Raw genomic sequence first — 23,174 nt, 5'->3', positions numbered from 1 at the left:
ATTGTACCAGGTCTGTCAGCATAATAAATCCCCAAAAACGCAACCACATTACCTTGAAAGTGACAGATGAAAAGAAGAAAGTTTTTAAACAAGATCGCCAGCTACGGAGAAAGACTACAAATAGATAACTCCGTACTAATTTGGCAACTAGTATACTAAAAGTTAGCTGCATCTACTATATTTAATCAGGACAATGTTTGTATCGCCTTTCTATGTATATAAACACAGAAGCCTCTAAGGCATCATATTCTCGCAGTTCATGTAAAACACGCTCAAGTTATTAGAACGCTTGTGCAATCTCAAAAACCCGAAAAAATCGATTTTAATACCGAATACCCCTGTCCCTGTCGTCGCCGGGGTCAGTTAATTCCGATTACGCTGACAGAAGCATTTGGTTGCGATCGCTGTCAGCAAATCTTTGTGGTAGAAGATAATGGTCATGTCCTAGAACAGCTTTCTACCACCTATCCCTACAAACGGGCTTGGCGTTGGATGGGAAATAGTTGGCATGTTGTCCATCCCCGCTTGGGAGAAAGCTATCTGCCTATAGCGCTGGGCATTATTTTCGTGCTAGTGATTATATGGCTGCCATTAGCACTGCGATTGGCAAATGGTTCCAGCATTATTGCTTGGGCAATGGTGGCGGTGCTATTGGCTATCTTACCAGCACTAATGGTCTGGCTGACCTACAGACGTTAACTCAATGACTGTTGAAGTTTTGGATGACCACCCCGAACCGATTACTAGTGCCCAACGAGCCTATCAAGCTTCCCTAAAGTTGGGACTCACAAAGGGAGCAGACCGAAGTCGTGCAGTATTGGCGATGGCACAGGCGATTGAGCGCTCATTTGACGACATTCTAGAAGCCAATACCTTGGATTTAGAAGCCAGTCGGGAAATGGCAGTACCTGAGTTGATATTGGACTGGCTGAAGCTGACTCCCACAAGGCTAGAGATGACAGTAGACATTTTACAACGGTTGGGGGAATTATCAGATCCGTTGCGACGTGTCAGAACTGCTGATTATCAACTGGAAGATTCCCAGAGTTATACCCAGTTAATGCCCTTGGGAGTAATTGGATTTATTTATGAGGCGTTTCCCGATTTAGGGGCGATCGCAGCGGGTTTTTGTATCAAAACTGGCAATTGTATAATTCTCAAAGGCAGCACCGAAGCTAGCCATTCCAACGCCGCTATCGCTGAGGCACTGCAAAATGCGATTGCAGAAGTTGGTCTAGCTCCGGGCTGTTTAGAACTGATCACAGCAGAACATGGGGCTTCGATTCGGGATTTAGTCACCCAAGACCAGTACGTGAATTTAGTTATTCCCTACGGACGTTCTAGCTTAGTACAGCAGGTAGTCCGACAAGCAACTTGCCCAGTTTTAAAATCAGCGATGGGTAACTGTTACCTCTACTGGTCGCCCAATAGTAGCTTAGAAATGGTGCGCTGGATGATTCTTAATAGTCATCAAAGTGAACCCGATCAAGTCAACGCCATTGAAAAGGTACTAATTCATCGTCAGGCCTTGCCATCATCTTTAGCTGTTTTGTGGAACAGTTTGATGGAAAAAGGCTTTGAAATTAAAGGGGATGCAGAACTAGTACAAGCCTTTCCTCAGTTGCAGCTGGTGAAGGAAGGCGAATGGGGAAACCCTTATTTAACCAAAACAGTAGCTTTTAAACTGGTGGATAGCTTAGAGGCTGCAATCGCCTGGATTAATGAATACAGTAGTGGTCATGCTGACTCCATCGTTACTGAATCTTACCAGGAAAGTCGGCAGTTTGCCTTGGGAGTTAACAGCGCCTCTACCTACATCAACACTTCCCCACGTTTTTCCCGCAACCCCTCACGGGGAGATTCAGTGTTTCTCGGTATGTCTAACCAAAAAGGTCATCGTCGGGGATTTATCAGCCTGGAAACCTTAACCACCGTTAAGCACATTGTTCAGGGGAATGGCAGATTTTAAATAATTCGTAATTTATACACTAGAATTCTGAAGTAAAACGATCTCAAATCACCGTGAATAATTAAATTCCCCCGACCTCAACGGTGCAGTTAAGCAAATCTCACAAGTCATCAAACAAACCTTGCAAATAGAAATTGGGGGGTTTCAATATAGTATTAAATATAATTTCGACTATAACAACATCCGAATTCGGATGTTGTTATCCTGCATTTTGCGAATGTTTGGATATAGCAATCCTATCTGAGTTACCAAAACTGCAAAAGACTTAAAAAAGGTAAAAAATATGGGTAATTCAGGAGGAGTGTAGACTATTCAAGTCGAAAGCGATCGCCTGTTAAAGATTACACTAAATCAATTTTGCTGAAGAGTTGTTTTAGCATTTCTTCGCAATACTTAACTAACTCTTAATTAAAAAAACTTAACCTAGATTAAAAATAATAACTAACATTATAATTTATTAAGTTCATCGGGCTACATTGAGAGTATCCTTAATAGTTGAAGTCTAGTTGAAAGTTTAAGTAACTAAGTGCAAATAAACTTAAATATTTGTTTAGTTTTTTATCCTTTGCTATTTGTTTGAGTGTTAAATACTAAAAAACAAAGTTTATTTGTGCCAACTTACTAACAAGGCTGTCAAACAAGGTGGTGAAAATCCGACCAGAGCCAAGTACCAACAGCGAAAACAAAAGTAAACTTCACAAAAATTACGTAAGATGATCAGAAGAATTTTGCTGGCTGTATCAGGATTGGGACACGCAGAGGAAATGCTCAAAACCCTGAAAGAAATCCCTTCAATTCAATCTGCAAAAGTTACAATTTTGCATGTTGTTCCTGCACAAAGAACTGCTACTACCATGACAGCTAAATGGGAAAATGGTGGTAAAATCCTGGCGAATGCCATTCAAACCTTGAACTTAGATCCTAGCCAAGTTTCTTCAATTTTGCGTGAAGGCGACCCCAAAGATGTAGTTTGCCAAGTCGCCGATGAAATCGACGCTGACTTGATTATTATGGGTTCACGCGGACTGAAGCGGCTGCAATCGATTTTATCAAACTCAGTCAGTCAGTATGTTTTCCAACTATCTTCTCGCCCCATGTTGCTGGTAAAAGATGACATTTATGTTAAAAGAATTAAGCGCATTATGGTGGCAATAGACAATTCTGATTCAGCAAAAAATTGCTTAAAATTGGCATTGTTTTTACTCCGAGATATTCCGGGCGGCGAATTAATTTTGGCAAATATTAGTACAGATTTTGGCGGTAAAAAATCGGAAATAACCCAGGTTAACTCAGATAAAAATCCAGTTTTAGCAGCTGCTGTTGCAGAAGCTGAAAAACAAGGCATCCAATCTCGTTCTTATATCAGCAGTGGCAAGCCTGGTGAAGAAATTTGTCGATTGGCAGAAGAGTTAAATATAGACTTATTATTGCTCGGTTCTCCAGATCGTCGTCCATCGATCGCTAAGAGTTTTGTTGATATAGATCGACTCATCGGATCTTCTTTGTCTGACTATGTTCGAGTCAATGCCACTTGTCCAGTATTATTGGCGCGGACAATCGCTTAAAGTTAACAGTGCTGAGTATAATAATTGTTGTCATAGAATAGTAAAGTAAGACTTGTGTTGCCTTTACTATTCAGCGCTAAGTTGCTGGTTGATAAATAAAAACCCCTTCACCAATAGTGCAGGGGTTATTTATTTTATGCACAAACTCTTAATCTTAACTATCTTTTCCACCTTCGCGGCTAGCAGTTTGGATGTACAGAATTAGTAAAAACACAGCGGGGACTAGTACGAACAAAATGCTCGCTATGAACCCTAGGTCATTAACTTGCATGGCAAGAAAGCCTCTCTTAAATTTCCAGTCAATAACATTAGGATAGCATCAACGATGACAGAGTTATACCAATTCAAAATTCAAAACTTGTACTGAGCTTGTCGAAGTATTCAAAATATCCGCGTAGCGTCTCGTAGAGAGGAAACTCAATTTTGGTAAGTATTTTGACTACTGACTAGATATATACATGACAGATTTGAGAATTTAAGGCTTCGTGACTACGCTGACTGAGCCATTCACTAAAGTTTGACAGGCAAGACGGTAATTTTCCGGCTTTTTCTTAAATTTTCGGTTTTCTACGTCTGTGCGGGGGGAAAGATTTTCTAGTCCTTCGACTATTTCCACAACACAAGTACTACACTGACCGTTACCACCACAATTAGTCATTTTGCCAATCAATGTATATATGTCAATGCCATTTTGTATCGCCTTGAGGCGGAGATTAGCGCCATCTGCCGCTACTACCTCTTTATTTTCTTTAACGAATTTGATATTACCCACAACTAATTCCTTTTTGACTATAAGCTTGGCTTTCAAGGCTTCATATTGACATAGCTTGATTAACATCTTATTTCTTATAATAATTTGTTGCAAAATATTAATAAATATTAACTTTATCAAACACAGTGCTGCAAAAAAAATAGGACAGGTAGAGTACCTGCCCTATAAATTGAACAATAAATTAACTTATCTAAATCCCACAGCTGCTTGCCAAACGAAAGCAAGCAACAAGAAGAATACGGGGATAACTGGGAGAACGTCTACCAAAGGATCGAAGATTTGGTAAGCTTCTGGCAGTTTTGCTAATAAAAGTGCTGCTTCCATTTTTGTTTAAATCCACCTATCCAACACAGCTTTCATAATTGAGAAGTATCTTAACATGGTTTGAGTCTCGATCATTGATCAATAGTCATTTGTAATTTCACCCTTATCTGATGCTGATTCAGATGAGTTGAGCCAGTAACCAAATTCTGCAACAAAGCGATCGCTCAATATTGCTTCTCTAATTTTTTGCGTAAAGCGAATTAGTTCGGTAATGTTGTGAATGCTCAACAAGGTATAAGCTAAAATTTCCTGCGATCGCACTAAATGAGATATGTAAGCACGGCTAAAATTTTGACAAGTGTAGCACGGGCAAGTTTCATCTAATGGCGTAAAATCTTCACGAAATTTAGCATTTTTTAAATTCCAGCGTCCGCCTTGGACTATCGCTGTACCATGTCTTGCCCAGCGAGTGGGAATGACGCAATCAAATAAATCTATACCAGATGCGATCGCGATCGCCATTTCCCGATAAGTACCTACACCCATTAAGTAACGCGGCTTTTCGGGGGGTAAAAGCGGTGCTGTCACTTTGACAATCTCAGCCATTAATTCTGGCGGTTCTCCCACACTCACGCCACCAATGGCATATCCGGGCAAATCCAACTTAGCCAAAGCTTCCGCCGCACGGCAACGCAAATCCAAATACACACCCCCTTGCACAATCCCAAACAACGCCTGATCGCTGCGTTGATGAGCCGTTATGCAGCGTTCTAACCAGCGGTAAGTGCGCTCAGTTGCAGTTTCTACCTCTTGGCGAGTCGCTGGGTAGGGCGGACACTCATCAAAGGCCATAATCACATCAGCCCCCAAAGTATTTTGAATCTCAATGGAGCGCTCTGGTGTTAAGTTAATAATTTGTCCATCATGGGGCGAGCGAAAAGTTACGCCTTCTTCAGTAATTTTTCGCATCTCGCTTAAGCTGAAGACCTGAAACCCACCCGAATCTGTGAGCATTGGACCGTTCCAACCCATAAATTTGTGCAACCCACCACCCCCAGCCACGATCGTTTCCCCTGGTTGTAGGTGAAGATGATAAGTATTGGATAAGATCATTTGTGCCCCAGTATCTCGTAGCTGGGCTGGAGTAATAGTTTTGACATTTGCCAGCGTTCCCACTGGCATAAATCTGGGGGTTTCTACAAGACCGTGAGGGGTGAAAAACACTCCTGCTCTAGCTTTTGTCTGACTACAGCAAGCAAGACATTGAAAAGAAAAATTCGCACTCATGCCATTTGGAATTTTAGATTTTAGATTTTGGATTGTGAAACACTAATCAGTAAAGAGTTTCAGAAATCCATAACTAGTACAACGCGGCAGAAATAAACCTACCATTTCATTACAGCCAGAAAGCTTAAGATGAAAGCTTTTTGACTTTTGATTTTTGACTTTTGACTTTTGCCTTGCGCTACTAGCAGCCATAAAACCAAATGGTATTAGGGCAAAATTAATATTATTTGGCTAAATTATGGACAAACATCAAAATTGGTAATTGAGTTTTAGTGAACACTTAAGCATTCATTACTAACCTAGTTACCAACTTTACGAGTATATACTCTAAATAATTGTTATTTAGAAAGAATCAGAACAGTCATCGTCAATTTCTGCATCCCACCTGGCTGAGAGTACTTGTTCCATCATCGCTTCTATGGCGCTGACATTGAAGCTTCGTTCTCGTCGCTCTTGTAAAGGGGTTGATCGGGGAATTAACCGCAGACACACTCCTTCTTGCATCAAATCGAAGTAGGTTTCTTGTTGCAACGACTGTTTTAGTTCTAAGTAATCAAAACTACAAACATTCAGATATAGCGCGCGGTTAGCCACTAAGGTAGACCTTTGCGGATTGGCAAAAACTTCCATCACATCTCCTTCACCCTCGCTCAGTACCTTATCTTCTTGGGTGTAGATGTAGTGGACTCGACCTAAATCTGCCAGCAATCGCCGGATGTCGAGCTTATTCACAATGATGCCCGTGTTAATAATGCACGGAGCTGGTATCCTGGTGTCGGGTAGATGGTGACTCATAGGAAAATTGCGATTGAGCTAAGGAGAGCAGTAACATAGCTAAACTGTCATAATTGAATAGCTTGTTTACTCCCTACATTTAAAAAAATATCAATTTTATGGGGCAATCGTCTAATAATTTGGAGTAAGTTTTTAGTTAAGGAATACAAAACACAAATTTTGCTCCGTGATGGAATTTTAACTTCCTAAATCACTTATTTTTGTATAAGAAATTACTCAAAAGTACTTAATTGCCACTTAGACCAGCATAACAAAATTTTCAACGAGAATGTTTAATAGAAGTAAATCTTATTTAAAGTTTTAAAGTCTGCTCATGTCGGTTGTACCGAAATCAAGACTATTATCCAGCAATTTACCAAAAATTAATGTAATTCAGATGACGAAACAGCAACAGTGGTGGAAAAAGCTGCTGTTAAAGCTGGCAGCTAGTATTATATTTTACACAAGTATTCCATTACCGTATTTAAACGGATTGGATTTTCAGGGAGTGGCACGTCTTGCTTCCCTTGTTGGGTTGATAATTGGGGGAATTTTAGGGTTACTGGATACAGGGATGGATTATCTGGGGATGCCCGTGCTAACTCGTAGTGCTTTGGTAGTAAGTGTTTGGATTGCCATCACTGGAGGATTGCACTTAGATGGGGCAATGGATACTGCCGATGGTTTAGCAGTGGGCGACCCAGATCGGCGACTGGAGGTGATGGCAGATAGTGCTACAGGAGCCTTTGGAGCAATGGCTGCGATCACCTTGGTGATACTGAAAATAACAGCTTTAGCGGATATGCCAGAAAACCGTTGCTTATTGCTGATGGCTGCTTGTGGTTGGGGACGTTGGGGACAACAACTAGCGATCGCCCGATATCCTTATCTGAAAGCAACTGGTAAAGGCGCATTTCACAAACAAGCCATTCGTTCTTACAAAGATTTGTTACCGGGATTGTTGTTGTTGTTTAGTTTGAGTGGTTTACTTTGGCTAATAGATAAACAGCAGCTATTTCTCGCACTGACAATGATAGTTGTTGGAAGTGCGATCGCCACTTTAACTGGTGCATGGTTCAACCACAAACTAGGTGGACACACTGGAGATACCTACGGCGCAGTCGTTGAGTGGACTGAAGCCCTATTTCTTTGTGTATTAACCGTTTTTTAAGATGAGGAGAGTGGGGAAGGGGGAAGGGGGAAGCAGAGGGAGCAGGGGGAGAAAAGAATTAATAACTAATAGCCCAATGCCCAATGTGCAATGCCCTATGCCCACTTCATTTAATCGGTTGCAACTTTGTCACCTTGAGTTTAAAAGCCCCAACCCCAGTTTCTCCAAAAGACCGGACACGAATCACATAACTTCCTGTCTCCACGATGCGAGTAAAGAGTAAGGAATTGCTACTACCATCAGGGCCATCATCATTTTCTGCTAAAGTCGAACCATCAGGTGCCAGCAGTGTGATGATACTGTCAAAGTTTTCCGATGACAGGTCAACTGCTAAATTATCACCCTTCTGCAACTTCACTGTGTAATCACGGGCAAACCCACCTTGACCTGTGGGAATGTCTTTGTCAGACAGGCTATCAGAAAGTTCAGTACTGTTAGATAAAGGAATTGGACTATATAATTTATTTTGAGCAAAAGCTGGACTGGTACTAATGCCTATTGCCAGCAATGTGGCAGGAATGATGATGAGTTGTTTTAAACCTGCTGCAAAAACTTTATTCATACATTTCAAGCAATTTTTCTCCAAAAATAGGGTAATTCAGTCAATTTATGCATTTATCTGTCAAAGCTTGCCCATTATTTCTTAATTTATCCGTCTTTGACGGCAGTAGCTACAGCAACTAATCCTAAGACCACAATTCCATACTGACGAAGTGTTTGCACAGCAGCCCTGGCAGTAGCACCAGTAGTATAAATGTCGTCCACTAACAGCACTGGGACATTTGGAGGACGATGGCGAAATTCTTGCCCAATAGCAAAAGCTTTGTCCAAGTTTTTTTCTCGTTTAGATACCGACAAACCAAACTGCGCTTCAGTTTCTCGCACTCTTGCTAAACCGTTTAGTTTCAATTTTAATCCAGTTATTTCGCAGAAACTTTGTGCTATCAGTGCGGCTTGATTGTATTTACGTTGTTTTTGTTTGCTAGCGTGGAGTGGGATAGGAACTACTACAGGCTGGCTATCTTGCCTCGGTGAATTTAACAACCATGCTTCTCCTAACCATTGACCCAAAGGACGAGCTATTTGGGGTTGATTTTCGTATTTCATCGCTGCGATTGCTCGTTTTACCGGGCCACCATATTCCCCCCAGCCAAACACAGGTATAGGCTCTTGCCATAGAGAAATCGGGTCTTTACGTTGACATTTTTGCAGTTGTCTGGTGCAGTTCTGACAGAATTCTTGGGAAGTTGCGCGTTGACATAGAGGGCAATGGGATTGGAGAAAAAGATTGAGTAAGCCTGTGAGATTTTTAATCCAAGGGTGCATTTAGAATTGTCCTTTGTCATTAGTCATTAGTCATTAGTCTTTGACCAATGACTTAACATACACGCGATCGCACCTTGTTGTTTCTACTCCTGTTGCTGGAGTGTAGCCATTGCTTTCATACAGCTTGACTGCTTCCACCAAAACGCTGGCGGTTTCAATCCAAATTTGCTGAAAACCACGCTTTGCGATCGCTGCTTCTAGCTGTTGTAACAAATATTTCCCTAATCCTAAACCCCTGATGCTGGGTAAAAGATACATTTTGCGGATTTCTACAGCTTTTTCGCCTCGGTGTATGGGGTAGTATGCTCCAGTACCTACTAACTGACTTTGGTGTTCAATTACCCAAAACTCTCCCCCAGTAGCTAAATAACATTCCTCTACGCGCAGCACATCTCGGTCAGCACCCTTTGGTTCCCAACCCAGACCGTATTCTGATAACACATAACTGATCACTTCAGCGGCTCTTGTGCGATCGCTTTTCACCCAATCACGAATTAAAAAATCTTGATAATAGTTTTTCATTACCATTTGCTGGTCAAGTTTACACAGAAAAATTTTCTGCATCTATATCCCAATTTACTCAGCAAATAGCAATTCTTGCAGAGTTCATTTCAGGCTGTACTCTCAAGGTGTGAATTATGTCAGTGCTAAGAAAAGTCATCAATAGACCTCTTGCATAAATCAAAAATAAGAACTCCACCCCAGCAAGCTACGCTATGTCTCCCCTCCCGAAAAGCGGGAAAGGGATTAAGGGGTGGGTGTTAGGGATTTTTGCAAGATATAATATATCTTATTGATGTTTTAAATCAGTGGCTCAGTGTCACCCTTTGAGGAACGACAGCAGGTCTGTGTTGAGCCTGTCTGCATGAGTATTAGTGAGACCGTGCGGTGCGCCCTCGTAGACTTCTAAACGGGCATTCTTGACGATCTTAGCTGAAGCCAGCCCCGCAGCCTTGATGGGCACGATCTGGTCATCATCACCGTGGATAATCAGGGTCGGCACATCGAACCGTTTGAGATCCTCGGTGAAATCCGTCTCAGAGAACGCTTTGATACAGTCGAGTGCGCTTTTGTGTCCTGATTGCATCCCCTGCAACCAGAAAGAGTCGATTAGACCTTGCGAGACTTTTGCACCTGGGCGGTTGAAGCCAAAGAACGGGCCGCTAGCAAGATCCTTATATAGCTGCGAGCGATCAGCGATGGAACCAGCACGGAGGTTGTCGAAAACCTCGATCGGTAGTCCGCCGGGATTGGACTCCGTTTTCAGCATCAGCGGCGGGACTGAGGAAATCAGTCCTGCTTTGGCTACCCGTGCTGTACCGTGGCGACCGATATAGCGGGCGACTTCACCACCACCCGTGGAGAAGCCGATTAGAGTAATACTATTCAAGTCGAGCGTTTCGATCAGCGTACCGAGGTCGTCGGCATAGGTGTCCATCTCGTTACCATTCCAGGGCTGGCTCGATCTGCCATGCCCACGGCGATCGTGGGTGATGACGCGATAGCCCTGCGATGCCAGGAACAGCGCTTGGATTTCCCAGCTATCAGCATTAAGCGGCCAGCCGTGTGAGAGAATAACTGTGGGCCCTGTTCCCCAGTCCTTGTAGTATATCTGCGTACCGTCTTTGGTAGTGATTGTACTCATGTGACTCCTTTGTATATCGAGAGCAAAGACAACTGCTTGAAAGCGATCGCCCATGTTGAGTTTGTTGAAAATTATAATAGGCAGTTGTTGCTTCTATGATTAAAAGCTTCTGTGATTGGATTAGTGATGATGTTTATGCTTCATTTTTCAGTTTGCACTTAATTCAAAACACTCAAGTTATTGGAGTTAATTCAAGAGTCAGAAACCCTTGAATCAAAACACCAATTAGCATTCATGTCTTGTGGCAAGGACTGACTTTTCAAGCTATTTGGAAAATTTTTATATTAAACAATCGCTCGCAATATAATTTAATAAATAAATAAGAGGGGTAAAGGGTAAAAGGTTGATAATAGTCCTCCACCATAGGAGCAATAGCTTTTTACCCTTTTCCTTGCCCCTTACCGTTCCTGATAAATAACTGATGATACACTTCCTGCTTCTGCCTTATTGTATTAGGGCAATGTTGCTTCAGAAATGCTCAAAGTGTTGTTGGCATCAGCTTTCGAGGACTCATTTGCTGGAACGGATGCAGTTATCTCCCCAGTGGCGCTGTCGTTTATCCCGGTACCAGGACGCAAGGCACTTAAAGCAGTCTTAATCACAACAGCTGTAGGTACTGCTACAATTACACCCAACAGTCCGCCAATTCTTGCCCCTGTTAAGACTGAAATTAAAATCCAAACTGGATTTAAACCAGTAAAACTGCCTAAAATTCTGGGAGCAATTAAATTTTCGAGAATTTGCTGTACAATTACTGCTGCGATCAACACTCTCACACCCATTGAAAAATCTTGCAACGCTACCAATAGTGTAGTCAGGGCGATGCCTACAGAACCGCCAAAGGGGACGAGAGCCATCAGACCAATAGTTAGTCCGAATAGCAATCCAAATGGTACTTTCAGCCACAAAAAGGTAGGAATAAGGGCTGAAGCCATACAGGTAGATAAAATCAACTGGGTGATGAAGAAATTTTGGAAGCTTAAGCGGACTGTTTTAGAGAAAGGCTCGCGAAATTTATTAGGTAGCCATTCGACTAAACTTTCCCAGAGTTCACCCCCGTGCTGTAAAAGATAAAAAGTCAAAACCATCGTCAAGAGAATATCTAGCAGACTAGTAACTGTAAGTACAGCCAGATTTAAAACTTGTCCAGCGATCGCTTGTAATTGTCCTTTGACGCGATCATTGATTTGCACCACTAGAGCATCGAGGTTAATCGGTAAGCCAAAAGTCTCAGCTTTTCCGTTTAATATCATTAACTGAGAGCGTCCAGAGTCGATTAACTCTGGCAAACGCGCCACCAGTTGTTGAGCTTGGGTAAGAGCCAGGGGAAAAAGTGTCACACCCAACGCCAATAAAATCGATAAAGCCAAGAGAAATACTAGGATAGCAACTTGCTCTCGCTTGGCACCATGATGCTCCATCCAACTCACGGGGTAGTTGAGTAGAAATGCTAGCACTGAGGCTCCGACTAAAATGACTATGAGAGAATGGAAATAATTGAAAAATACCGAAATTGCCCAACCATTGAGAACTAGCAGCGGAAGGAATAACGCGATCGCCCCGATTCGCGCTATTGGTGTGAATCTTTGCCACCAGTCGAGTAGCTTACGTGTCTGCATTTTGAGCTGATTGCGGAATAGGACTAAATGAAATTTTTCTTTACAGCTTATTATCTCTAACTATATGAGTCTTATTCATCCTTCTAGTTTAGGAGTTAGACTAACCCCAATGAAGAATTTTGAACTAAAAGAGAATGGGGAGTGGGGAATGGGGAGTAGGGAAGCAGGGGAGCAGGAGAGCAGGGGAGCGGGGGAGCAGGGGGAGCAGGGGGAGAATAATAATGCCCCTTACCCCTTATCCCCAGAGGGGACCCCACCATCCCCAATGCCCAAAACACAGTTGCTTTTACATTTAATTCCGATCGTCGGCTTTTTTCCATCCTTGTGGACGCTCTATCGGGGCCAGGGTAGTCGGGAACAACTTGCTATTAGTCGTCTGTCTATTACTTTGGCACTTATTTGGTTGTTGAGTTATCTATTATTAGCTACCGGAGCAGCAACTTCAGATTTTTTTCCGCTACGTCTATTTATCCTCAATAGCTTTCTCACATCAGGTTACTTTTTAGTAAGTGTTTGGTTGATTTGGCGCTTAATGCAAGGCAAATCTGGTCGTTTACCAGGGTTTAGTAGTTTAGCTGAACGAGTGCTTGGCAAGTATTTATCTTAATTTTTTATGGTGATAATTTATCGGTGTTTTTACTGATTTTTGGAAAATTTCTGGCTTATTTATTTATATATCTAGTCAAATCCAGTTTATTATTGCCATACTTCAGTAAAACATCTCCAGGTTGTCCCAAAAAGAGAATAAATGCTGCTATAAGTGTTGTGGTTGACACTACATTAAAAAAGTTAGCACCGATAATTAAGAGTTAGCTATTATGGGTTGATTTGTTTAGGTGTTTTTAGTCTGCAAAATTACTGAATTTGATTAGTTGAGTAAGTGTGAGGAAGTCTGTGACGATTCAAAGAAGTTCGGCGGAAGAAAACCAGTCGGGAAAAGCCTCAAAGTCCAATAAAAAAATTTCCCAAAACTCGACATCAGGACGTTGGCTGTGGTTTTGGGTAGGTATGAGTGGTATTGCGATGGTATCAGCAACTGCGGGGGCGCTTTTAGCAGTGTCTTTGACCAGTACGCCTTTGCAACAAGCGCAGCTAACTCCAAAGGATGAGGCGGCCTTTGATAGCGATCGCATTTCTGGAGGTGTGCTGCGATTTTCAGAATTAACTCGTCCGGTAAATCTTTTGGTGATGGGAATGAGCGTACTTCCCCCAGATATCCAAAACCCTCCTGAAGATACTAAAAATCTCAAATACCTCCCCCAAGTCAACTCCTTTGATGGTCTTTCTGATGTGATGCTCTTGGTCAAATTCGATCCAGAGACGAAAAAAATAAATATGCTCTCCATTCCTAGAGATACCCGCACGGAAATAGAGGGTTATGGAGTAAAAAAAATTAACTCCGCCAACGTTGAAGGTGGGCCAGCTTTGACTGCCAGAACTGTCAGTAATCTCTTAGGAGGGGCAGGAATTGATCGCTATGTGCGAATTAATGTTTTGGGAGTTGCCAAGCTGATTGATGCTTTAGGTGGCGTGACTGTCTACGTCCCTAAAGATATGAAATACCAAGATGATTCTCAGCATTTGTACATCAATTTGAAGGCGGGTAAGCAGCATCTCAATGGCGATCAGGTACTACAATTGCTGCGTTTTCGCCATGACGAACTCGGTGATATTGGTCGGATTCAGCGCCAGCAAATGGTCATCCGCGCTTTGATGGAGCAAACACTCAACCCAGCTACTGTTGCTCAATTACCCAAAGTTCTTGATGTCGTCAAAGAACACATTGATACCAACTTGACAGTTGAAGAGTTAGTGGCGCTAATGGGTTTTGGGGTGCGGACAAATCGCTCTAATATGCAAATGTTAATGCTGCCAGGTCGCTTTAGCGAAAAAGGCGAGTTTGATGCTAGCTATTGGTTGCCTAACAAAGATGGTATTGCGAAACTGATGGCTCAACACTTTGGTTTGGAGTCAGAACAGGAACAGCTAGCGACTGCGACCGACCCCCGCTCTTTGCGTGTAGCAATTCAAGATAGTACAGATAGCAATCGCTCTAACCTCCAACCGTTAATTAGAGCCTTGGAAAAATCTGGATATCGCAACATCTATGTGGCCAAGGCATGGGGTGAACCTCTAGAGGTAACTCATATTGTCGCCCAACAAGGAGATGGTGACAGTGCTGAATCAATTCGCAACACTTTGGGATTTGGAGAAGTGCGCGTGGAAAGCACTGGCAACCTTGGCTCAGATATTAGTATCCAAGTAGGTAAAGATTGGTTGCAACAAAAATCTATTTTAGAGAAGTCATTGACACCCTAAAGGATATATCTGCTGATACTGAATTTACTACCTGGCTTAGTTCTTGGAGTTTAGCTGCTACTACACCATTGGTTAATAATTCTTCTGCTTTAACTAAACCCTCTGCCATATCTGAACAAATACCACTCCGCCAGAGATAAAATCCGCCATTCCACAAGGCTGTTTGCATCAATTCACCTGGTTTACCTGCCAAAACCTCTTGAATATCCGCCACCAGTTCTTCAGTAGTTCCAAGGGGTACGTTCTTGGTAGTAAAGCCATAATCACGCGGTACGAGGTGCAATCGTTCTACCTCTTGGGATGCTACGGATGAAGATAAGCTGATGATTGCAGTGCGATCGCGCGGTAAGTCGCAACTACCTTCCAATCCTTTGACTAATGTAAATTTTGTTACTCCCCGCAGTCCGAGAGCTATCTGAAACATTCCTTCTGTCGGCGGATGGACAAACCCAGCAATTACGTGAGCATCCCCAGCATAAGGACACCAAATTAGCTCCATTGTCGCCAACGGCGGACGTTTGCCAAGTTGGTCGCGGTAGTCCCAAATACTTGTAGTTAAGGGAAAATGCTGAGGTAAATAAATAAAGCCGATTCCCGTTTGCTCAAACACTTGTTGAGTTTGTGCTAGGGGTAGGGTAGTCCAATCGACTCCTAAACCCTGCCAAATATCTATCACAGGTAAGCCGTACTTCGTTGGTAGGCGATCGCCACCATGCATTACCACTGGTTGTCCCACTGTGGCGAGTAATAAAGCTGTTACCGGACTAATTGGTGCTGTGCGTGTCCTACCATCATAAGGGATGCCAAGAGCGATCGCTGGTCGCCCAGAGGCTATGGGTTGCAGTTTTGGCCCCAGTTCTTCATAAGCATCCAACATTCCAGCTAACTCTTCTCCCGTAGGACGCTTAATTCGGTGAGCAATCAAAAAGGCTCCAATTTGGGCTGGTGTCGCTTCACCCAGCAGCATCATTTTAGTAGCAGTGGCTGCTTCAATACGAGTTAAATTCTCGGCTGTGTGGTTTCCGCTGCCTACTTTTTGCAGAAATTCCCGAAATACATTGCTCATTTTTCCTTTATCCTCTGTCCACCGTCATTTGTCCATTGTCCTTTCTCTTTCGTGATAACCGAAAATGACTCATGACCGAATATTGGATTTTGGCAAACCAATTGGGAAGGGAGAAAAAGCGCAGACTACTGCCAAAAAATTGCAGAGAAAATTGGGTTTGTTTTGCGTCATTGCTTTGAACACCAAAGCTTATACTTACCGGTGCTGTGGCAAGGGAAACAACCGCTAGGCGCGATCGCAAACTTAATGGATTTTGATCGGAAAACGGCTCTCTTCTTCATCGCAGGTCGTGACGATACCGTGAGAGAGCTTTCTTCTGGTCTGGTTCTTCATGCCTATGGGATTCAACATGCAATCGACAATAAATTTAAAGTCTATGATTTTTTGATGGGCAATGAGGCATACAAGTTTTCGTTTGGCGCCAAAGCCCGTCAGATCAAAACCATGCTGATCCAGCCCAAGCGATCGCACCAAAATCAAGCGCTAAATTTAAGAACAATTCCGGAAGCGCTCCACCGTTTTGCCCATTACCAACAAACCAACCAACTCGATCGAGCAGAGCAAGGCTATCGTCAAATTCTGAACGTGCAACCTCAACACCCAGCCACACTCTATCGGTTAGGAGTCTTGATGCACCACAAAGAAAAGTACTCAATTGCTGAAGAGTTGTTCAGATATGTCCTTGAGCTGCAACCTGAAGATGTGAAAGCCTGGTTTAGTTTAGGCAACTTGCACCAAGCTCAAAATCAATTACCAGAAGCAGAAACAGCCTATCAGCAAGCTTTAGCACTCCCCTCCGAATCCTCAATGCTTTCATCAGCAATCCATCATAATCTTGGCTATACGTTGCAACAACAGAATCAATCGGAGGCTGCGATCGCACATTACCAAAAATCCCAAGAACTCCAGCCCAACTCCATCGAAGCAGAAGTAATTTTGGCAAATGCCCGATATGCTCAGGGAACATTATCCCCAGAAAAGCAGCTGCATTACGCCACTCTCAACTATGAATTGGGTAGCAAACGAAAACAGGTAGGTGATTTAAAGGTTGCGATCGAATACTATCGCCAATCCATCACAATGCAGCCTACTCTAGCAGAAGCTCACTATCACCTTGGCATCGCATTCCAAAAACTAGGAAACTTGGACGAGGCGATCGCACATTACCAAAGGGCCCAAGCCCTGCAACCCAACTACCTTGAAGCCGAAGTGAGTTTAGCGAATGCTTTTTATGCTCAGGGAAAGCTGCCCTCAGAAAAACAAGCGCATTATGCTGCCCTCAATTATAAATTAGGCAACCACTGCAAACAGGTAGATGATTTAGAAACTGCAACGGAATACTATCGGCAATCTCTCGTCCTAAATCCAAACCAACCAGAAGTTCACTATCATCTAGGATTTACTCTACAAGAACAAGGAAACTTGGACGAGGCGATCGCATATTACCAAAGCGCCCAAACCCTGCGACCCAATTACCTTGAAGCCGAGGTAGGAATCGCAACTGTCCTCTATGCACAAGACAAACTATCCGCAGCGGATCGAGATCACTATGCTGCACTCAATTACGATTTGGGCAAGGTTCACCACCAATCAGGAGATATCAAAGCTGCAATCAAATACTATCAGCACGCGATCAGACTAAAACCAGATTTGACAGAGGTTCGCGATCATCTACGCCAAGCACTGCAAGAAGAGGACGGTATTAAAATTAAGGTCAGTCGTGCGAAACAATAGAAGCCATTCCCATGCTCTGCATGGGAACGAGATAAACGAGAGAACAATCGACCTCTTGCAAAAGTCCCTAACACCCCACCCCGCTTTCCGGGAGGGCTTGGGGGTGGGGTTCTTATTTTGGATTTATGCAAGAAGTCTAATGGAAAATCAAGCTTTTTTCGACTTGTGTGTAAACCGCAGCCCTTTAGAACCACTGCGTTGGCCGGGGCAATGCCCAACTTGTTCGCTTTTAGCCTTCCCGCTATGAAAGCAAGTAGCGTGAGGATTGGAGAGGGGTATACTTCATGTAGTTGCAAAACAGAGAATGCTGATTACCAAATCAACTTGTTACTACACAATATATACAGTGAAATTGACTAGATTATCCTGACCAAATCGCAGTGAATCAGCGTTAAGTAGGCGATACTGCATACCAGGAGTCAGAAAATTGTTGTTTAAATAAATCCCATTTGTACTCATATCAACAATCATGTAGGAATTTTGCGACCAGTCCCAATCGACTCGCGCATGACGACGAGAGACTATTCCCTCATTGGGAATACCAGTCAAGTCAATTTCTGGCGGTGCTATTCCTGGACTCTGACTGCGGCGACCAATATAACCTCCTTCCCCAACGAGGTGAAATTCTCTGCCAGTGCTATGAATCAGCTTTAAGGCTGGCGCTCTTTGAGTGGGAGGGGTATAAACAGGCGGTGTTGGTTGATAGGAAACTCTTGGCTGATAGACTGTTGAATAATCAACGGGAGCTTGTTGGGGAGGTTGGTAGTTAGGTTGGTCTGTGGCTGGGCGCTGATACTGAACAGGCGGTTGTTGATTGGGCGGTGGTTGACTAGGCGGTTGTGGTGTAGGGGCAACTACATTACCCACAGGAGCGGAACACCAGGGACAAACCTTAGCATTGTTAGGCAGGATGCGGTTAAAATATTCGCAACTGGAATTAGGGCACCGATTTGCAGGCATAATATTTTATATCATCAGGCATAGGTTGTAAAGCTACAAGACCTACTTTATTAAGTAAACACTGACCCTGACGAGTAGTTAGCATCTGGGCAAATGTAGAACCACCAGGCAGGCGGTTGCTGTCTTTAGGGTACACTACAAAAATAGGGTATCCCAGAGGGTAGCTTTGGAAAGTTGTGACATCAACATAATAATCATCATGTTGACACAAGTCATCTGAGGGATTAATTGAGCGCCGATCACGCTTTTTGAAACAGAGGTTGAATAGCAGACTTTTTAGCATCTGCGATCGCTAGAGGATAGCCAGTACACTGAGTCGAAGTTTTACTGATAATCCTAAAACTGATAATACCAGTGGTTCGCCCCTCTAAAGTCTCACTGCATATTAGGTTTTGGGTTTTTGTCGTATCAAGTTTAGTAACTTTCGCTGCAAATAAAGCTTCGTTTTGAGGGGCATTTTTCAGGACTATTTCTTGAAATTTACTGATTGCTTCCGGTTCAGTTGGGGCAAAAGGTTTTACAGGTAGATTTGGAAGTTTGGGACTAATTTGCTACCAATTAGTAATTTTGCCTGTGTAAATTTGACGCAATTGCTCAGTAAATTCTCCCGAAGCACTTCTTCATAATTGAGTCAGGCATATAGTGCTTCTCGTTTACATGAGGTACACCTGTAGGGGTACAGCACTGCCCATTGGTGTCAAATTAACGCGAAATGGGCGGTTAGAAACCACGTCTATACAAACAAAACCCACCTCCGTGGGTTTCAAAACTTTGATTTTTCGTTAGTTTGCGGCGGCGGACGAGAGCCTGTGTAGCCGCGAATGGAATGAGCCTTGGCTTAAATTGACACGTAGGGGCACTGCCGTGCCCCTACACCCTGCAATATAATGTTGTACCGCATCTGAATGGGAACCACTATAGTACTTTTTCTAAACACTAAAGTGTTTAGAAAAAAGCTTAGTCACTCGCATGACCAAGCTCTTAACTATTTCAATCAATCATTGCAGGTAAAGTAGTGCGATGGTGTAACCGCCTAGCGTAGCTGATCGCAAACTATTAGTTAACAGACTGTTCTAAATTTACCTTGACAACTTTGTTCTTTTCTTGCTCAGTTTTAGGCAGTATTAGATTCAAGATGCCATCTTTATAATCTACCGTGACTTTGGTGTTTTGAATCCGAGCAGATAGAGGAATTACGCGTTGAAATTTACCGTAATGAAACTCACTTCTGGTAACACCTTTTTCCTCTGTTTTCGTTTCAGACTTGCGCTCACCACTAATGTAAACAGCATTTTCTGTGACTTGCACATCTAGGTCTTTAGCTTCTATTCCTGGCAGTTCTATCTTCAGATGAATCGCATCTTCAGTTTCTTGGATTTCAGCAGCAGGAACTTTGCTTAAGCCTTTGTCAAACAATGCAGATGGTAGTCTGGTATCTTCAAATAAACTATTGATTTGGTGTTGTAGAGTGTCAATTTCTCTCCAACGGTTCTAACGAACTAGTGTCATAACTCTTCCTCGCATTAGTTAGCTTTATTTAATAATTTTTGCACTTAACTTTGTGCTTACATATTCATATTATATATAGTTAAACCTGCTGTAAATTCGGTTTATTACACCAATTAATTGATGATTACCGTAATAAATTAGATAGAAAAAATTTTACGGTCTACTGTAATTTGTATGTTCAGTAAACCCGAATAGACAAATTAGATTTAATTTATACTAAACCAATAAGCTGCTGAAGGGATAGCGCAGAAATATGATGCCTCAGTTGGGCTATATCTACAACTGAGTAACAGCTTTGCATAAATTTTTAGATAACCTCTGTTAAATATATATCTGTTCAAGTTTGTCCTAAACTTTACTCCCAATTTATTAACCAACACAGCATCAATAATGAAACTCTTTCCCCCGCTCAATTTTGCACACATTCTTGATTCTAGTGTCCTACCTAGAATCGCTAGGACTCAAATAGCTACTCATAGCAAGAGTGGCACATCAATCAATACAGGTATCAAATCTACTACTTTACACAACCATTCCACAGATATTAATTGCCTCAAAACCTTTGATACTGCTGTTCTTGCTTATCAGATGATGGGTCTTAGCAACTTTGAATGAACCGTAGGATGCGCTCAATTAAATCACCCGAATGGGTGAGCAGCAAATCAACCGTTCAGGTGAACTGAGTGCAGGAAGTTAAAACAGATAAAAAATAAGACTCTATTACTCAAGAACACTAATTGCACTTTACTATAACTAAGGATAATCCTATGAAACTCTCTATCTTGATCGATTCTGCACTCATTGTTACTTCTATTGCTTTATTGCCTAGAATCGGTGGCGTTCAGATAGCTACTAACAATAGTGGCGAACCTATAGCTATCAACTCTAACAATTTATCTACTCATTCCAATAAGGTCAGCTACTTCAAACCCTTTGATGCTGCATTTCTAGCTTATCAAGGTAATCTAAAAGCACAGGGTATTCCTAGCGGTAGCGCTTTGGTATCTCAATATCAAACAGGAAACCTGACTGCACTAAATGTGGTTAAGGCTGCTGTCAACGCTAAAAAGTTACCAGCACAAGCTTTGAATAATGAAGGTTATCTAAAGGCTGTCGAGTCGCAGCTGACATCATACAACACCACTAATGATTTCTCTTACTAAGTACAGACTTGCAGAGGTTCGTAATGGATTTATGAAATGCTGTACTATCATCTAGTTGCTTTGACAAGAAAATGCGTAGCCGAGCAGGAAAAGCTGCTGTCTCCCCCTAATCACCATCTCATTTGCAAAAATTACTTTGACCCCTCCAATACAAAACCTTGGAGGGGTTTTTAGTTAGTGCTACGGTTGCTACTTGGTATAGCGTCATCTCATGCACAGTAGCACTGGAATGCTTTCTGCTCACACAAGGGCGTGACTTATCACACTTTTAGAAAAAAGGGACGGGTCATAAATTATTTACTGTTCTATCAAATTAACGTTGTTAAGTTACTCAGCAGGTGTAGTTTTCACCTTCAGGCTGTGTTAGATATTGTGACGCGAAACAGGAGTATAGATACGTTGCTAAAGCTTTCTCCAGAATCTCCTCTATTTATTGTATTAATCATTATTAGTTTTCTAGTAGTAACTTTATCAACTTGGTTATCATCTAAACCATTTGTTTTAAAACCATTTGGGGTTAATGATATTGTCCAACTGCTCACATTACAATTATTCATTTCTTTGCTATTAGAGCGTTCTTTAGAAGTTTTTATAACTACTTGGCGTGGGCCATTCATCGAACAATTAGATATTAGTATTGAGCAAAAAAAGGCTCTCCTGTCTGAGAAGATAAGACTTATGGAAGCACAACAGAACCAATTCTCTTCTTTAGAATCTAATCAAACCAGTGGACTCCCACCTGAAGGAATGAGTTTAGAACAGCAAATCATCCAAAACTTTACACAAAACCAACAAGAACCATTAAAAATATTCAAGCCACAAATGGATGATATAAATGAAAAAGAGCGCCAAAGAGCAGCCTATAAATCTGATACACGAACAATTGCTCTATGGACATCTCTTTTATTTGGTCTTTTAATGAGCGCAATAGGTATTCGCTCAATTGAGCCGCTTGTAGTAATTGATTTAGATAATCCCATACAAGTAATTATTTTTCGTTGTTTAGATGCATTGCTGACAGGAGGTTTAATTGCAGGAGGTAGCGAGGGAATTCATAAGCTCATAAAAGTTTTTATCGACTTTATGGAAGCTACATCTAAACAAATAAAAAATCAGGGATCGTCTTGATAAAACTCTGAATATAGGATAATCTTACCAAGATTTTGGTAATTACATTAATATGTATTATAAATATATAGTACCATCTTCCCATAAATAATCTTTAATTTCTACAAAACTTTTGTTTAAATTATTTAATAAATCTGCTTTAGATAAAACCTGAACTTTTTCCATTTCCAACTTATTTTTTTGTTGGCTCACATAAGTTATCAAATAACCTTTAGAGTCTAATATTCTATGTACTGGATAATCAACAGGTGAAGTTTTTTTCAGGTATATAGGAATAGCTCTTAGATAGCTATTATCTACTCCTATAGCTTTGATTATCTGTTTATATGTAACTACTTTTCCACTTGGAATTTTGATAATAAAATTTAGGAATCGTTTATATGGAATTTCAGATAATGCTGGAAATTTATTAGTTTGAACCTGAAAATTACTACCAACCTTGATTTGACCTGATTTAATAACTACACCTAAAATTCCTCTTTTACCTTGGATGCTTTTTAATGATTCTACCAAGTGAGCTATTCGCTTACATGGTTCGCAGTGAAAAGTTAGCCGAATTGCTGCACCACTTTCAAAGGTTAGCAGAGAGCCAGGGATAAAATTATCAATTTCTATACCTTGAACCACAATATTTTCTCGCAATTCTCCTGGTTGAATTGATAAGTCGAAAATATCTTCGTACCTAACAATTAAAACTTGCCTGGGACTTATAGGATCGGCATTAATATCTCCTTCTATACCATGATTTACCTTTAAATTTAGTGTTTTAAGCTCTACCATCGCCGAACCTGGTTTTATTTTGCTGAAAAGGTAAGGATTCAGGTCTAATATTTAGGAAGCAGTGATGGGCGAGACAGATAATTATTATTAGAGTCAGCCAGTAGTGCTTGTACAAAAAAATCA

General features: G+C 41.8%; 24 protein-coding genes. 10 read left to right on the top strand and 14 right to left on the bottom strand.

What is annotated here, in order from left to right:
- The first annotated feature begins 291 nt into the window (after positions 1 to 291).
- The 3 genes from V7K60_RS17800 to V7K60_RS17790 all read left to right on the top strand — a co-directional run bounded on the left by V7K60_RS17800 (position 292) and on the right by V7K60_RS17790 (position 3,534).
- A complete protein-coding gene (locus V7K60_RS17800) occupies positions 292 to 699 on the top strand; it encodes a hypothetical protein (protein ID WP_094348002.1) in 408 nt (135 codons plus the stop codon).
- A 4-nt stretch (positions 700 to 703) separates the two neighbouring features.
- Positions 704 to 1,969 (top strand): glutamate-5-semialdehyde dehydrogenase, encoded by a 1,266-nt coding sequence (locus tag V7K60_RS17795; protein WP_334927165.1) that lies wholly within the window; start codon positions 704 to 706, stop codon positions 1,967 to 1,969.
- A gap of 713 nt (positions 1,970 to 2,682) precedes the next feature.
- Complete coding sequence (locus V7K60_RS17790; protein ID WP_292863035.1) at positions 2,683 to 3,534, top strand: universal stress protein; 852 nt, start codon at positions 2,683 to 2,685, stop codon at positions 3,532 to 3,534.
- A 154-nt stretch (positions 3,535 to 3,688) separates the two neighbouring features.
- Here the strand turns inward: V7K60_RS17790 and psbM are convergent, their stop codons facing one another.
- The 5 genes from psbM to V7K60_RS17765 all read right to left on the bottom strand — a co-directional run bounded on the left by psbM (position 3,689) and on the right by V7K60_RS17765 (position 6,652).
- Positions 3,689 to 3,805 carry a photosystem II reaction center protein PsbM gene (psbM, locus tag V7K60_RS17785; RefSeq protein ID WP_084227279.1) on the bottom strand — a complete coding sequence of 39 codons (117 nt, stop codon included), beginning with the start codon at positions 3,803 to 3,805 and terminating at the stop codon, positions 3,689 to 3,691.
- A 204-nt stretch (positions 3,806 to 4,009) separates the two neighbouring features.
- Positions 4,010 to 4,306, bottom strand: coding sequence for a 2Fe-2S iron-sulfur cluster-binding protein (locus V7K60_RS17780; protein WP_322700633.1), 297 nt, complete (start codon positions 4,304 to 4,306; stop codon positions 4,010 to 4,012).
- 186 nt (positions 4,307 to 4,492) lie between these two features.
- On the bottom strand, positions 4,493 to 4,630 hold the full coding sequence (locus V7K60_RS17775) for a photosystem II reaction center protein K (RefSeq protein WP_006195022.1): 138 nt from the start codon (positions 4,628 to 4,630) through the stop codon (positions 4,493 to 4,495).
- Positions 4,631 to 4,708: 78 nt separating this feature from the next.
- On the bottom strand, positions 4,709 to 5,857 hold the full coding sequence (gene tgt / locus V7K60_RS17770) for a tRNA guanosine(34) transglycosylase Tgt (protein ID WP_334927164.1): 1,149 nt from the start codon (positions 5,855 to 5,857) through the stop codon (positions 4,709 to 4,711).
- A gap of 342 nt (positions 5,858 to 6,199) precedes the next feature.
- The gene (locus V7K60_RS17765; protein ID WP_334927163.1) at positions 6,200 to 6,652 is read right to left on the bottom strand and encodes a hypothetical protein; all 453 of its coding nucleotides are present in this window, start codon (positions 6,650 to 6,652) and stop codon (positions 6,200 to 6,202) included.
- Positions 6,653 to 7,028: 376 nt separating this feature from the next.
- On the opposite strand from V7K60_RS17765, the gene cobS reads away from it, so the two are divergent.
- On the top strand, positions 7,029 to 7,802 hold the full coding sequence (gene cobS, locus V7K60_RS17760; RefSeq protein WP_334927162.1) for an adenosylcobinamide-GDP ribazoletransferase: 774 nt from the start codon (positions 7,029 to 7,031) through the stop codon (positions 7,800 to 7,802).
- Positions 7,803 to 7,908: 106 nt separating this feature from the next.
- On the opposite strand, the gene V7K60_RS17755 is transcribed toward cobS, so the two are convergent.
- The 5 genes from V7K60_RS17755 to V7K60_RS17735 all read right to left on the bottom strand — a co-directional run bounded on the left by V7K60_RS17755 (position 7,909) and on the right by V7K60_RS17735 (position 12,392).
- Positions 7,909 to 8,364, bottom strand: a complete 456-nt coding sequence (locus V7K60_RS17755; protein ID WP_334927161.1) for a PPC domain-containing protein — start codon at positions 8,362 to 8,364, stop codon at positions 7,909 to 7,911.
- An 86-nt stretch (positions 8,365 to 8,450) separates the two neighbouring features.
- Positions 8,451 to 9,128, bottom strand: a complete 678-nt coding sequence (locus V7K60_RS17750; RefSeq protein WP_334927160.1) for a ComF family protein — start codon at positions 9,126 to 9,128, stop codon at positions 8,451 to 8,453.
- A gap of 33 nt (positions 9,129 to 9,161) precedes the next feature.
- Positions 9,162 to 9,650 carry a GNAT family N-acetyltransferase gene (locus tag V7K60_RS17745; RefSeq protein WP_334820672.1) on the bottom strand — a complete coding sequence of 163 codons (489 nt, stop codon included), beginning with the start codon at positions 9,648 to 9,650 and terminating at the stop codon, positions 9,162 to 9,164.
- A 298-nt stretch (positions 9,651 to 9,948) separates the two neighbouring features.
- Complete coding sequence (locus V7K60_RS17740) at positions 9,949 to 10,773, bottom strand: alpha/beta fold hydrolase (protein WP_334927192.1); 825 nt, start codon at positions 10,771 to 10,773, stop codon at positions 9,949 to 9,951.
- A 452-nt stretch (positions 10,774 to 11,225) separates the two neighbouring features.
- The gene (locus V7K60_RS17735; RefSeq protein ID WP_334927159.1) at positions 11,226 to 12,392 is read right to left on the bottom strand and encodes an AI-2E family transporter; all 1,167 of its coding nucleotides are present in this window, start codon (positions 12,390 to 12,392) and stop codon (positions 11,226 to 11,228) included.
- Between the two features lie 265 nt (positions 12,393 to 12,657).
- On the opposite strand from V7K60_RS17735, the gene V7K60_RS17730 reads away from it, so the two are divergent.
- Both V7K60_RS17730 and V7K60_RS17725 read left to right on the top strand, forming a co-directional pair.
- Positions 12,658 to 12,999, top strand: coding sequence for a hypothetical protein (locus tag V7K60_RS17730; RefSeq protein WP_334927158.1), 342 nt, complete (start codon positions 12,658 to 12,660; stop codon positions 12,997 to 12,999).
- 287 nt (positions 13,000 to 13,286) lie between these two features.
- On the top strand, positions 13,287 to 14,711 hold the full coding sequence (locus V7K60_RS17725) for an LCP family protein (protein ID WP_334927157.1): 1,425 nt from the start codon (positions 13,287 to 13,289) through the stop codon (positions 14,709 to 14,711).
- Here V7K60_RS17725 and V7K60_RS17720 read toward each other — a convergent pair.
- Complete coding sequence (locus V7K60_RS17720; protein ID WP_334927156.1) at positions 14,683 to 15,777, bottom strand: anthranilate phosphoribosyltransferase family protein; 1,095 nt, start codon at positions 15,775 to 15,777, stop codon at positions 14,683 to 14,685. The two genes, V7K60_RS17725 and V7K60_RS17720, sit on opposite strands and share 29 nt — an antisense overlap.
- Positions 15,778 to 15,939: 162 nt before the next feature.
- On the opposite strand from V7K60_RS17720, the gene V7K60_RS17715 reads away from it, so the two are divergent.
- Positions 15,940 to 17,511: a GNAT family N-acetyltransferase gene (locus V7K60_RS17715; protein WP_334927155.1), complete on the top strand. Its 1,572-nt coding sequence runs from the start codon at positions 15,940 to 15,942 to the stop codon at positions 17,509 to 17,511.
- Positions 17,512 to 17,841: 330 nt separating this feature from the next.
- Here the strand turns inward: V7K60_RS17715 and V7K60_RS17710 are convergent, their stop codons facing one another.
- Together V7K60_RS17710 and V7K60_RS17705 are read right to left on the bottom strand one after the other, a co-directional pair.
- Positions 17,842 to 18,471 (bottom strand): FHA domain-containing protein, encoded by a 630-nt coding sequence (locus V7K60_RS17710; RefSeq protein WP_334927154.1) that lies wholly within the window; start codon positions 18,469 to 18,471, stop codon positions 17,842 to 17,844.
- 1,056 nt (positions 18,472 to 19,527) lie between these two features.
- Positions 19,528 to 19,947, bottom strand: a complete 420-nt coding sequence (locus V7K60_RS17705; protein ID WP_334927191.1) for an Hsp20/alpha crystallin family protein — start codon at positions 19,945 to 19,947, stop codon at positions 19,528 to 19,530.
- A 423-nt stretch (positions 19,948 to 20,370) separates the two neighbouring features.
- On the opposite strand from V7K60_RS17705, the gene V7K60_RS17700 reads away from it, so the two are divergent.
- The 3 genes from V7K60_RS17700 to V7K60_RS17690 all read left to right on the top strand — a co-directional run bounded on the left by V7K60_RS17700 (position 20,371) and on the right by V7K60_RS17690 (position 22,271).
- Positions 20,371 to 20,595, top strand: coding sequence for a hypothetical protein (locus tag V7K60_RS17700; protein ID WP_334927153.1), 225 nt, complete (start codon positions 20,371 to 20,373; stop codon positions 20,593 to 20,595).
- Between the two features lie 152 nt (positions 20,596 to 20,747).
- The gene (locus V7K60_RS17695; RefSeq protein ID WP_334927152.1) at positions 20,748 to 21,143 is read left to right on the top strand and encodes a hypothetical protein; all 396 of its coding nucleotides are present in this window, start codon (positions 20,748 to 20,750) and stop codon (positions 21,141 to 21,143) included.
- 360 nt (positions 21,144 to 21,503) lie between these two features.
- Positions 21,504 to 22,271, top strand: a complete 768-nt coding sequence (locus V7K60_RS17690; RefSeq protein WP_334927151.1) for a hypothetical protein — start codon at positions 21,504 to 21,506, stop codon at positions 22,269 to 22,271.
- A gap of 57 nt (positions 22,272 to 22,328) precedes the next feature.
- Here the strand turns inward: V7K60_RS17690 and V7K60_RS17685 are convergent, their stop codons facing one another.
- Positions 22,329 to 23,051, bottom strand: a complete 723-nt coding sequence (locus V7K60_RS17685; RefSeq protein WP_334927150.1) for an MGMT family protein — start codon at positions 23,049 to 23,051, stop codon at positions 22,329 to 22,331.
- Positions 23,052 to 23,174 lie beyond the last annotated feature (123 nt).

Origin of the sequence: Nostoc sp. (assembly GCF_036917555.1) — a bacterium.
GTDB lineage: Bacteria > Cyanobacteriota > Cyanobacteriia > Cyanobacteriales > Nostocaceae > Nostoc.
This window is presented reverse-complemented; position numbering and strand designations above follow the sequence as displayed.